The organism is Novosphingobium sp. 32-60-15 (genome assembly GCF_002280675.1).
Taxonomy (GTDB): Bacteria; Pseudomonadota; Alphaproteobacteria; order Sphingomonadales; family Sphingomonadaceae; genus Novosphingobium.
Genome location: NZ_NCEN01000002.1, coordinates 121080 through 133324, shown reverse-complemented (window position 1 = coordinate 133324; position 12245 = coordinate 121080). Strand labels below are relative to the sequence as shown.

Genomic DNA, 12245 nt, shown 5'->3' with positions numbered 1-12245 from the left:
GGTGCAACCGGCACCTCCCTCGCGGCAGGTTCAGTCTTCTTCGCGCAATGTGGCAGCGCGCTTGCGCGCCATATCGATACCTTGCGACAGGGCAGTTGTGTTGCCGGCACCGGCATAAAACAACATCAAAAGCTTCATTTCCTCGAACTGCTCGTCCGTGATTTCGCCATTCAGAATGGCACCGGCAATCTGGATCTCCAGCAAGTCGGCCCGGCCCAGCATGGTCGTCGCACCGATCACCATCAATCGCTTGTCGCGTATCGAGAGGGCGCTTGTTGCCCAGATGTCGCCGAACAGGTGCTCGACAGTCTCGGTAAGGTACGGTGATCGCGGCACGGATGCGACCATCTTGGCTGAACCCTTTCCGTAAACTGCGTCGAAAACCTCAACACCCTTGGCCCATTTGTCGGTCAACGCATCTTCTCCCATTTGAACGTGGCAACATCTGCACAATAGTGTGTTGCACCGAAAGCACATGACATGCATCCGGGAAGGCCATTGCCGATCCCCCTGTCGAAAGATGGGTTTGCGCAATTTCAATCAAACGTACCAAGCCGGAGCGACCACAGGGCAGTCGTTGCGAAATGCGATCATGCATGGAATTTCGCAATTTCTGCCAGGTGCGTTGCGATGCTGCAAAGCATGCAACAAAATTGCTGTTTTACGACTGTCTATGGCAGAATGCCTACAAAGTTCACCATGCATAATCTGGCTATGTCAGCCTATGCTTGGGACCACGAGCAACTAGGCGAGATGCGAGGAAGACTTGTCCGGCGGGTGTCGGAGAGGAATTCATCGCCTGCTGCGAAACAACCGCCGGGCACGCCAATGCCCGAGCTTAAAATGGGAGGGATTACCGTGAAGAGGTTCTCAACTTATACTCGAATTCTTTTGGCGACGGCTGCACCTGTTGCAGCATTTGCGTTTTCCGGCGCAGCGCTGGCACAAGACAGTGCGCAGACGCAGACTGAAAGCGATCAGGGCAGCACTGGCCTTGCCGACATCGTCGTTACCGCACGCCGCACCAGTGAAAACATTCAGACGGTGCCTGTTGCTGTTACCGCGTTGAGCGCAGAAACGCTGCAGGAACGTCAAGTCCTGCAAGTTACCGACCTTGCGCGCACAGCGCCAAGCCTTTCGATCGGTACCGGCGGTACGGGTCCTGCCACCATCGTTTACCTCGCCATTCGTGGTCAGGCCCAGAACAGCCCGAACTCGTATTCGGACGCTGCTGTCGGCATTTACATTGACGGCGTTTATGTCGCCCGTCCAATGGTCGGCAACCTCGGCTTCCTTGATGCTGCGGGCGCCGAAGTGCTTCGCGGTCCACAAGGGACGCTGTTTGGTCGCAACACGACCGGTGGTGCGCTTAACCTGACCACCATGCAGCCACAACTGGATGCGACTGAAGGTTATCTGAAGGTCGGTTTCGGCAACTATTCGCAAAAGGTCACCGAAGGCGTTCTGAACGTGCCTTTGACCGACGAACTGGGCGTGCGTGTTGCTGGTCGTTACAATGATCGCGGCGGCTACTTCCCCAATCTCTCGACTGGCGGCTCCAACGGCGGGATCAAGGGCGAATATTACGCTCGTGGCTCGCTCAAGTGGGCACCAAACTCGGTTCCGCTGACGCTGAACCTGTCGGGCGACTACATGAACTATCGCGACACCGGCAACCCTGTTGCTGTAGCCGCAATCAATCCGGCTGGTCCAATGGCCGCGTTCTACGGCATTTCGCAGGGTGTTCGCGCAGGGCTTATTCCAGGTGCAACGCCGATCCCGTTGTCGGCAACGGTGTCGGTCCCGGCATCGCTGTTCACCAACTTCTCGAAGGGCCCGCTCGGCCCGGTCACGCAGTACCTGAACACCGAGTTCGCGACGGCTGCGCAACAGTCTACGCTGCTTTCACGCGACTGGCGGGTTAACTACTCCGCACCGTTCACTGGCGATCCTACGATCGACGATAGCGGCACGTTCAACGAGGCGTACTCGCTGTCGGGCAACCTTTCGTTTGATGTTGGCGACATCACGATCAAGTCGATCACCGGCTATCGTAACTCGAACACCACCAGCAATCTTGATCTGCTGGGCACCAACACCGGTGCAGGCGCTTTCATCAGCACTTACAAGCAACACCAGTTCAGCGAAGAACTGCAATTCTCCGGCAACGTCGGCAAGCTGCAGTACATCTTCGGCGGGATCTATTTCCGTGAAGCTGGTACTGAACAGTCACGGTCACAGATCTTCTATGCCTCGCCCGCTGCAAGCGGTGGCGACAACACCTTTGGTTCGTTCGTTTCGACCTCTAAGGGCGTGTTCGCGCAGCTGTATTACAATGTGAATGACAACATCCGTCTTACCGGCGGTCTGCGCTACACATGGGATACACGCGAAATCAATCGCCAGGGCACCACGCCAAATGTTCCTCGCCCCGGCCAGGCCATAACCTGCCAAGCTGGTGTCAACCAAGGTCTGCCTGCGCCAACCGGTCTTAGCGCGCCTAACAGCGGATGCAACGACGTGGGCACGGCCAAGTTCAGCTACCCTGCCTGGACTGCTGGCATTGACGTGAAGCTTACACCTGATGTGTTTGTTTATCTGAAGACCAGCGGTGCTTCCAACTCGGGCGGCTTCAACGCGCGTCCGGTTCCACCGCCAAACTCCAGCTCGTTCAAGCCAGAAAACGTGCGCGACATTGAAGGCGGCATCAAGGGTCAGTTCTTCAACAATCGCCTCCGTACCAACCTTGCCGTGTTCCACGCCTGGCAGTTTGACGTTCAGCGCATCATCAACACCACCTTCGTTGATGGCACGGGTGCGACGCGTCTGACGCAGTTCAACACCAATGCCGGCAAGGCAAAGACTTATGGCTTTGAATTCGAAGGCACAGTCATCCCCCTGGATGGTCTGGAAATTGGCGGCAGCGTTGCTTACCTCAACGCTTCCTATGTCAAGGGCAGCCGTATTGAAGCTCAGCTGGTGAACGGCCAGATTGTCCAGGTCGACCGCTCGGGTGAACCGATCACTCAGGCACCGAAGTGGACTGCCAACGCTTCAGTCACACAGACCTTCGAAATGGAAACCGGGAAACTGGTACTGCACGCCGACTATTCGTACATCGCGTCGCGTTACTTCGATTTCTTCACGTCTGGAAATCCGGCGCAGGCTGCTGCAGTGGCCATCGCCAATGAAGCGTCGCGCGTCCGTGCCTATGGCTTGGTCAACCTTCAGGCAAGCTACACGTTCAACGATCCCGCGATCGAAGTTTCTCTCTGGGGCCGCAACGTCGGCAACAAGGCGAACTTCACCAACGTGTTCAACAGCTATACCGGCCTTGGTGCCACCGTACAGTTCCAGGGTGCTCCGCGCACTTATGGTGCAACGGTCAAGTACAGCTTCTAATCTGAACATACTTAACGTCAAAGGACGGCGGTTGCGTAAAGCAGCCGCCGTTTTTTGTGTTTGCGTGAACAAGGGGATATTTGAACGCATTCAAGCGCAACAAAAAAAGGGGCCACCTTGCGGCGGCCCCTCTGGGTCTAAAAGACGGGACGCGATCAGTGCGTAATTTGTGCTTTCATTGTCTTGGCGTCTGTCACGTAGGAAACCATTTCCAGAAAGCTGTACCACTTCCCGTCAACGCGGCGCATGCAATCGCTTTGGCGCAGGGCGACATTGCGCTTTGATCCGTCTTTCATTGTCAAGGTCAGCTCTTGCGTGTCGATCTGCACGCCGAACGTGCCATCGGAATCAACCTCGAACATCGGCATTGTCAGCGAGATACCCGTATAGCTCCCCATGACCGGCGCATAAAAATCGGCGATTTCCTTTTTGCCGATGACAGCCTTGGGACTGAACGCATCATACAGCAGGGTATCATCGCCCGGCCCGTAATAGTTCATCAGCTTTTCCAGCCCGACTGAAGCACCGCCCACATCCATGAACTCCCTGATCTCGGCCTTGGCCTTTTCAGGCGTGGTCGAAACCGGGGCAAGCGGCTGTGCCGACCACGTCAGCGTCCGCGGCTGGATTGGCGCATCGGCAAGGGCATTCATCGTGACAGGATCGACAGGTAACGAAAGGTGCTGCTGCACCACCTGCCACTTGCCATCGATCTTCTTGAACGCATCGAGAACGCGCACATTCATGGCAAATTTGGTGCCGTCCTTCATCTCGGTCTGATAGGCAACCTGGCTGGCTGCGCAGCCGAACGTGCCGTTGGTCGCCACGATCATTTCAGGTGTCGTCTTCACCATAGACTTGATTGCGCCCAGTTGGGGCGCAAAGCCGGCGCGGATTTCAGCCTTGCCCCGGAACACTCCGGGGACAAACAGATCGAGCACCGTGGCGTTGTCGGCATAATGCGGCAGGATCTTGTCGACGTCGAGTTCGGTCGCAAGGATTTCCTCGATTTCCATGATCGCGGCAACGTCTGCGGGCGCATTGAAGGTGGTTTTTGACGCGGTCTGCGCGCAAGCGCTTGTTGCAGCGATAAGCGCCAGGCTTGCCGCCGTGGACAGGAAGCGGATAGCTTTCATAATGCGTTCTCCTTAACTGCCGGGAATAGGCCCCGTTCAGTGATAGGCCTGCATAAAGCCGCCATCGGCGACGATATATTGACCGGCGATATAGCCTGCATCCTGCGAGCACAGAAACGCGACAAGCGAGCCGACTTCTTCGGGTTTGCCGAACCGGTTGGCGGGAATCCGGCGCAGAAATGCTTCCATAAACGGCTCGAATTCCATCCCGGCATCGGCAGCGCACTGTTCAAAGAACGCGCCATAGGCCTTGCCAGTATCGATGAACCCCGGTGCCACAGTGTTGACCGTGATGCCGAACGGACCAAGTTCGTCGGCAAGGCTGCGGCTAAGGCCGAGGCCTGCGGGCCGCACAACATTGGCGAGTACGTAATCAAAATTGAGCACAGAGGCACGTGCGGGAGATTTTGCCGCGCCCGAGCCGATCGTCACGATGCGCCCCCAACGCCGCTCCTTCATCGCCGGCACTACGGCGCGGGCGAAATGGCGGAACGCCTTGACGATATTGGCATAAGCCTCGTCAAAATCACTGTCGTCAAACGCGTCGAACCCGCCCGATGGAGGCGCGACCGGCGTAAAGATGGCGATATCGGGCGCAGCGAATGCCTTGGCCGCTTCGGCAGCAATATAGGCGTACGCTTCGAGATCGGTAAGATCAGCGCTAACGCCGACAGCTTCGCCGCCCTTGGCCACAATCGCAGCGACGGTGGCATCAAGCCCTGCTTGGCCACGTGCCACGACGACCACCTTGGCGCCATTTTCACCAAGGCGTTCGGCAACGACGCGGCCCATGCCCATGGTGCCACCGGTGACCAGCGCCACTTTGCCTTTTATTCCAAGATCCATCGCTTTCGCTCACTCTATTGCCGCGCGCATCAGGCGCATTACGGGTGAGTGGGCACAGGTTTTATCCTGCACCCTCCCAAAGGCTTCAGACAAAGGCCAGTGCCGGATCGCCGACGCGGTCCATCCGGCCATCAAGGAGCGGCTCGACTTTCATCAGCGCGAGGTGATCCTCGGGCGCATCGGGTCCTGCAATGATCAGGCATTGGCGCAGCAGGCGGCGATGCATCAGGCGCAGCAGTTCGGCATCACGCTCTGGCCCTGCTGTGCGGATAAGGTCCACCAGTAGCTTGTCCGCCTCGATCAGATCGGCAGGGCGCTGGCCCAGCACAACCGCGAGTTCATCAAGATCGGCGTCTTCGGCCCAGCGCCGATAGCGCGCTTGGTTGAGCAGGTATTCGGGCACGCTGGCCAGGATGCCGCGCTGCCAGCTGGCGAAAGTTTCGCTCAATGGCAGGCGGTGGAGATCGGCAGCCAGCTTGCCCAGTGCCATTTCTTCAAGCGGTGACGGGCGCGGATCGGGCAGGCTCAGTTCGTCCAGCGCAATGCCTTCAACTTCGGCAAGCGCTTCAAGCATGCGTCGGCCGATGAACGCGCATTGCACAGCAGCTTCCACCCAATCGCCACCGGCATCGGTGCGCCCCAGGGCAAACAGCGGGCCGAAGTAGCCGACCCCCAGGAAAGCCACGGTATGATAAGCAATCACACCCAGATCAAGCGGTTCGCCTAGCGCCTTTTCATAGTGGCGGAACAGTGACGGCAGATCGCCCATATTTTCAACCGGATGGCGTCCGCGGAAGCAGGCAAGATCGTGAAGGTGATCGCCCAGATGGCCGATTTCCACGTCGATCACGCATGTCAGGTCAGGCCCGTCGGACAGGAACTGGCCGCAATCGCCGGTGACGAGCGAAATACGACTGCGGTGCTGCGGAACGTTGCGCCGCAGCCAGCGCGTGGCAAATTCCATCGGCGGATCGACGATTCCCTGCTCATCGTACATCGCCTGAAAGCGTTCGTAGTGCTGCAGCGCCAGTTCAGTGGGGCCTTCGGGCTTGCTGCAACCGATGGCTTCCAGCGCCGGAACCGGAATTTTGTGCATGGCGGCCAGCTGCTCCATATATTGCAGCGAGGCCGACCAGCGATCGGGCGTCATCGTCGATGCGCTCTCGACCGCTTCCATGACAAGGCCGGGGTCGCGGCCACCGCGTACCCAGTCCATCACGATGGCAGGCGGATCATTGCAAAATCCGCGCTGCGGCGGAACGGGAATATCGTGCGCAGCCAGCACGTTAAGTAAGTTCATTTCATGAATGTGGGGATAGGGGTGCGCCGCCCAGACGCGGTCCGCCTTGAACAGATATTCCCGCTCCTGTCCGGCATCTTCCATGCTCACCCGCCATACCGGGCGCCAGCGGCGTTGGCGTTCGATACGGGTCACTTTGCCGCCAAGATTGGCTTCTGCCCACAAAGTGATGCGTTCGAGTTGGTCTGCGCTTTCCGATGCGCCGCGATTTGTTGGATCTTGTGATTCAGCCATCAAGCTCTCCATCATGTGATCCGGCCGCGCCGGAACCATCGTTATGACAAAGGGATACCTATCGCGGCCATGTGCGCTTCCTACCAAAGGGCGGGACATCGGACCGAAGCGCCGTGCCTTATTCATTGCCGAACGGATAATCGGCCCGACGCTGAACACGGACCGACCGATTGGGAGAAACCTGATGGTACCGAAATTTTGTCGCATGGCCTGGCGCGTCGACAATATGGGCAGCTTCACCGAGGCAATGGGCGCGCTGCTCGGCCTGAAATTCTTCACACCGGGGATCATTGCCGAACTCTATCCCGATGCCGGATTCAAGGTGATGTTTGGCGAACATGGCGTTGAGCCGATCCAACCTGGCCCGGAGGGACTGCCTTTTGCCGAAGGTGATCCGCTGATCGAAATCGCGGTCGATGTCGCCGATGCGGAATCTGTGCTCGCGCGGATGACCGCCGCAGGACATTTGCCAATCGCGACCAGCTATTTGCCGGTGCCCGAAGTCAACGAATATCTGTTCGGCCCCGATTTCCATGGCATCAAGTTCCTCGCCTGCACCGAAGGGGTTAACGAGGCGCAAGTCCGGTCCGAACTGCCGTTCGACGCGCTCGACGATGCTGCCCCGCCCAAGATTGGCTGCATGACAGTGGTTTCGAAAAATATCGATTCGCTTGCCGCCGACCTGACCCGGCACTTTGACATGGAATTTCAGGCAACCGATGCAGCAGGCCTTGGCATGCGCGCACTTTGCGGGACACACCGCGTTCGCCTGATCGAAGGCCCGTCAGCGCTGCTAGATGGCATACAAGGCGCGTTGGCATCGGTCGACATGATCCACAATGATGTCGAGGGCGCGCGCCAGCGACTGGAAGCAGCAGGGTATGGGGTTCGCCACGCCCGCGCGCTCAAATCTGGCGGCCATGCCTATTACTTCGGGCCCACCGTCGCGGGCTTGCCGCTCACGCTCTATCCAGAGACGGCAGACGCAGAAATGCTCGGCCTCAACTAGGGTCCTGACCCTAAGGTACTACGCCGGGCCCAAGCCGCCCGGCGCAGCTTCAATCAGAACACTTCGTGCGCCGAATAGACGTGGACGCGCGCAGCGTTGGCACGAGGCGATTGTTCGAGAAGGAATAGCACCGCGCCTGCAATGTCGTCTGGATCGAGCGCCGGTATATAGGTGTCCCACGCAGGCTTGCCGTCTGCCTTCATTGGCTCGAATATCTCGGTGCTGGTGGTGCCTGGCGATACCAGCCCGACTTTGACGCCAGTGCCCGCAAGCTCTATCCGCAGCGCATCGGTGAACATCTCAAGCGCTTTTTTAAGGCCGCCATAGATACCTGTGCCCACCGCCGTGATATTGGCGCCAAGGCTGGAAATATTGATGATGTGGCCGTGCCCTGCCGCTTTCATCGCGCGGGCAAACAAATAGCAACTGCGCACCACGGATTCGTAATTGATCGCAATCATCGGCTGCAAGTGGGCAAGATCGAACTCCTCGACAGAACCCACGTGCAGCACAGCAGCATTGTGGATTACGATATCGGGCGTGCCATTATGCGCTGTGACATGATCGAGCAGCGCCTGCGGAGCATCGGGCAGCGCAAGGTCGGTCGCGAAATATCCGGTCTTCCCGCCCAGTTCCTGCGCCAAAGCCGCCAACCGGTCTTCGCGCCGCGCAGCCAGCACGACCGTTGCCCCGGCAGCGGCCAGCCTTCGCGCAATAGCCTCGCCAATCCCGGAAGAAGCGCCGGTTACCACTGCAATTTTTCCGTCGAGCAATGCCATCGTATTTGCCTTTTTCAAGTGTTCACAGGCGTGCGGCTGGCGGCAAGCAAAATGATTGCCGCGACAACTTCCGAGCCGATTGCTGCGGTAAGCAGCGGGTCATATCCATCCATCGCGATTGACACGATCCGGCCCAAGACAAAGCCTGCAAAGATCACGCCAACGGCCAGGAGCAAGGGCTGCCTGATGCGGACATTGGCCAAACCATACAGGATCAGCCCGCCCATCGCCCAGAACGACCCGGCATAGATCGACCTTGCCTCGTTCATCCCGGCGACGCCCTGCGGCGCAAGCCCGGTCATGGCGGTGACAGTAGTGGTGGCATAGACCGCGTAAAAACCAAACGCGATCAGCGACATGCCGATAAGGGCGGACAATCCTACCAGAAGCTTGCTCATGCAATCTCTCCGACGTGTTGGGCAACATGGGTGACTGCCTTGTGCACGACGACCGGAATGCCATTGAGGACAGCATTGCCCGATATGGCGTCGACCAGCATGCCGGGGCTCAGGATATTGGTATTCGCGCCGGGATGTGCCCGCGCGACAGCGAGTTGTGTCCGGGGATCGGCATGGCCCCAGCCATGTGGCATGGAAACGACGCCGGGACGAATATCGTCGTCGATCTCTACCGGCACGGTGATTGTCCCCGAAGCGGACGTCACGTTGACATGATCACCACCCGTCAGCCCGCGCGCTTGTGCATCAATACTATGCATCCGAAGCGTGCAGCGGTCCTTGCCCTTCACCAGCGTATCGACATTGTGCATCCAGCTGTTCATCGAGCGCAGATGGCGCCGGCTGACCAAAACAAGGGCGGAATCGGCCGCGGCCATCGCCTGTTTGAGCCGGGGAATATCCGAAAGGATCAGCGCTGGCGCAATTTCTATATTTCCTGATGCGGTTTCAAAGCCTTCGCTTGCGCGGGGGATTGCCGGGCCGATGATCAGGCCGTCAGGTTTGTCTTCAAAGCTGGCAAGCGTTAGCCCGCCTTCGACAGCGCCAAACCTGTCCCCGAACGGCCCTGCACGAATTGCAAGGTCCAGAATGCGTTCGGGGCCGCGCACGGGTAATGCGGCCATCGCCGTATCGGGATCAATTCCGCGGCCTGCGGCCAGCGCGCGGAAATATCCGTCGTCCAGCGCATCAATATCCGCGCGCGGTTGCCCGCCGATGATCGCGCCGACACGCGCGACGATGCGCCAGTGATCGGGCCGGTCAACCAGCGGTATCACCGGGGGCGAATAATGACCGCCGCTGGTCAGGCAGAAAATCCACGACCACATATCGTAGTGCGCGCTTTCGAGAAAAGACGGGCTGGGCAGAATGACGTGGGCGTGGCGGGTGGTTTCGTTGATGTAGTTATCAAGGCTGACCATGCATTCAAGCAGCGGCAAGGCTTGGGCAAGCTTTGTGGAATCCGGCGCGCTCAGCGCCGGGTTGGCAGCGAATGTCACCAGTCCCTTGATCTGGCCCGGTCCGGGCGTGGCGATTTCCTCGGCCATGCACGATGCCGGGAACTGTCCCAGCACCGCGGGCACACCGCGCACCCGGCTTTTGCCCATGACTACGGGCATTCCGGCGGGCAGCGTTGCCAGCATATCTACCAGTGATGCGACCGGGCGGCTCCACATTGATCCACCACGCCGATCAAGATTGCCGGTCAGTATTGCCAGCACATCGATCATCCATGATGCCAGCGTGCCGAAACTCTGCGTGCAAGTGCCAATGCGGCCATAGATCGCGGACCGGTCGGTGCGGATCAATTCGTCAGCAAGGCTTTCGATGACCGCAGCCTCGATTCCGCAAAACGGCGCAACTTCGGGCGGGCTGAAACCGGCGGCCAGATTGCGCAAAGGTTCCAGTCCTTCGATCAAGCCGTCGAGTTGGCGCAGCCGCACTGCATCGCGGGCGAACAGGACATGGGCAACGCCCAGCATGAACGCCGCGTCCGTCCCGGGCTTAAGGCCGATCCACTGGTCTGCTGCTTGCGCGGTTTTGGTTCGGACCGGATCGACCACGATCACCCGGCCACCCCTTGCGCGCAGATCGCGCATTGCCCCCATCACGTCCCGGTGTGAAAAGATGCTGCCCTTGGACGCCGCCGGATTGCCGCCGAAAATCACGAAAAGGTCGGTATTGTCGAGATCGGGAATGGGAATTTTCCATTCATTGCCGAACATCAGCATGGCCGACAGGTTTTTCGGATGCTGATCGACAGTGCCCGACGAATAGACTTGCTGGATGCCAGATGTGGCCAGCATCAGCCCGGAATAGCGCGAAAGCGTGGCGTCCTTGCCCGCCATGTTACCGCCGTAAGCTGCAAAGGCATGCGGCCCGTGGCGATTGCGCACGCCGTCCGCCAGTTCCTCCAGCCGTTCCAGCGCCGCGTCCCATGACGCCGATTTCCATTCGCTGCCGTCGCGCACCATTGCGGTGCGCAGCCGGTCAGGATCGTCATGGAGCGCGCCCAGTGTGGTGCCTTTGGGGCAAATATGGCCCCGGCTCCACACATCAGCGCGGTTTGGGCGGACGGTTGTTACCTGCCCCCCTTCCATCGCTACGGTAACGCCGCACATCCCCTCGCACAGGGGGCAAGTACGCTGGTGAAGGCCGTTTTCAAGCAGCGCGCCCGCCCTCATTGTGCTGTCCATCCACCGTCAATCGGCAGGTTGTGGCCTGTGACCATCGCGGCATTGTCCGAGCACAACCATAGAATTCCGGCGGCCTGTTCATCACAGCCAATGGCGCGCTTGATCGGCTGGAACACCACTTGCTCATCAATCAGGACTTTGGCGTATTCGTCACCGAACTTGTAATAGGCACGGGTGGGCGTGACGCCGGGTGCGATGCAATTCACGCGGATACCGCGATCGGCATAACTGACCGCCGCAAACTTGGTCAGCCGGATCACGGCGGCCTTGCCTGCGCCGTAGCCTGCCCCGCCGAACCCGTTGTAGATCATGCCCGCAAGCGACGTAACATTGCAGATTGCGCCGCCGCCGTTTTCGACCATGTGCGCGATTTCATGCTTCATACACAGGAAAGTGGTGCGCAAGCACATCGTGATCGTGTGGTCGAAGGCCTCAACCGGTTGATTGTGAAAATCGGGCCCGGCGGAATCGGGATGCGCATCGCCCACGACATTGGCGGCAAGATGCAGTCCGCCAAATTGTTCGACCGTGTAACGCACAAGCGCGGCCACTTGCGCTTCGTCGGTTGCGTCAGCACGGATATAACGGGCCTGAAACCCATCGGCACGCAAGGCTTCGGCCCGTTCTTCGCCCAGCGCATCATTGATGTCCGCCAAGACAACGCTGGCACCCTCGCTGGCAAAGGCGCGCGCGGTGGCCGCGCCGATTCCGTCCGCCCCAGCGGTGACAAGCGCAACCTTGCCTGCAAAGCGTCCGGCCATATCCTGTCCCTCGTGTTTTTGTCTGTACCGGTAATAATGCCTCGCCCATGCAGGCAACCGGCCCGTCGATAGGGGCCGTCGTCAATCGCGCGCGGCAGCATCGCGGAAAGATCGAGAGGAAAAGC

Annotated in this window: 10 protein-coding genes; 2 read left to right on the top strand and 8 right to left on the bottom strand. The window is 59.2% G+C overall.

All coding sequences use genetic code 11. From position 1 onward, the window contains the following. Positions 1-30 precede the first annotated feature (30 nt). A complete protein-coding gene (locus B7Y89_RS02140; protein WP_292935302.1) occupies positions 31-429 on the bottom strand; it encodes a carboxymuconolactone decarboxylase family protein in 399 nt (132 codons plus the stop codon). Between the two features lie 429 nt (positions 430-858). Here B7Y89_RS02140 and B7Y89_RS02135 point away from each other — a divergent pair, with 429 nt between their 5' ends. Then, positions 859-3402 carry a TonB-dependent receptor gene (locus B7Y89_RS02135; protein ID WP_292935300.1) on the top strand — a complete coding sequence of 848 codons (2544 nt, stop codon included), beginning with the start codon at positions 859-861 and terminating at the stop codon, positions 3400-3402. Positions 3403-3557: 155 nt separating this feature from the next. Here B7Y89_RS02135 and B7Y89_RS02130 read toward each other — a convergent pair whose 3' ends face one another. The 3 genes from B7Y89_RS02130 to B7Y89_RS02120 all read right to left on the bottom strand — a co-directional run bounded on the left by B7Y89_RS02130 (position 3558) and on the right by B7Y89_RS02120 (position 6918). After that, complete coding sequence (locus tag B7Y89_RS02130) at positions 3558-4538, bottom strand: nuclear transport factor 2 family protein (RefSeq protein ID WP_292935298.1); 981 nt, start codon at positions 4536-4538, stop codon at positions 3558-3560. Between the two features lie 36 nt (positions 4539-4574). Further along, positions 4575-5384 (bottom strand): SDR family oxidoreductase, encoded by an 810-nt coding sequence (locus B7Y89_RS02125; RefSeq protein ID WP_292935296.1) that lies wholly within the window; start codon positions 5382-5384, stop codon positions 4575-4577. An 85-nt stretch (positions 5385-5469) separates the two neighbouring features. After that, positions 5470-6918 (bottom strand): phosphotransferase, encoded by a 1449-nt coding sequence (locus B7Y89_RS02120; RefSeq protein WP_292935294.1) that lies wholly within the window; start codon positions 6916-6918, stop codon positions 5470-5472. A 205-nt stretch (positions 6919-7123) separates the two neighbouring features. Between B7Y89_RS02120 and B7Y89_RS02115 the strand changes: the two genes are divergently transcribed. Beyond that, on the top strand, positions 7124-7927 hold the full coding sequence (locus tag B7Y89_RS02115; protein ID WP_292935292.1) for a hypothetical protein: 804 nt from the start codon (positions 7124-7126) through the stop codon (positions 7925-7927). 53 nt (positions 7928-7980) lie between these two features. Here B7Y89_RS02115 and B7Y89_RS02110 read toward each other — a convergent pair whose 3' ends face one another. The 4 genes from B7Y89_RS02110 to B7Y89_RS02095 are packed head-to-tail and all read right to left on the bottom strand — an operon-like array spanning position 7981 to position 12120. After that, positions 7981-8706 (bottom strand): SDR family oxidoreductase, encoded by a 726-nt coding sequence (locus tag B7Y89_RS02110; protein WP_292935291.1) that lies wholly within the window; start codon positions 8704-8706, stop codon positions 7981-7983. Positions 8707-8720: 14 nt separating this feature from the next. Continuing rightward, positions 8721-9104, bottom strand: a complete 384-nt coding sequence (locus tag B7Y89_RS02105; RefSeq protein ID WP_292935289.1) for a DUF4345 family protein — start codon at positions 9102-9104, stop codon at positions 8721-8723. After that, on the bottom strand, positions 9101-11359 hold the full coding sequence (locus B7Y89_RS02100; RefSeq protein WP_292935287.1) for a molybdopterin-dependent oxidoreductase: 2259 nt from the start codon (positions 11357-11359) through the stop codon (positions 9101-9103). The genes B7Y89_RS02105 and B7Y89_RS02100 overlap by 4 nt, the downstream gene beginning before the upstream one ends. Continuing rightward, entirely contained in the window at positions 11344-12120 is a 777-nt protein-coding gene (locus B7Y89_RS02095) for an SDR family oxidoreductase (protein WP_292935285.1), read from the bottom strand. Before B7Y89_RS02095 ends, B7Y89_RS02100 begins: the two co-directional genes overlap by 16 nt. Between the last annotated feature and the right edge of the window lie 125 nt (positions 12121-12245).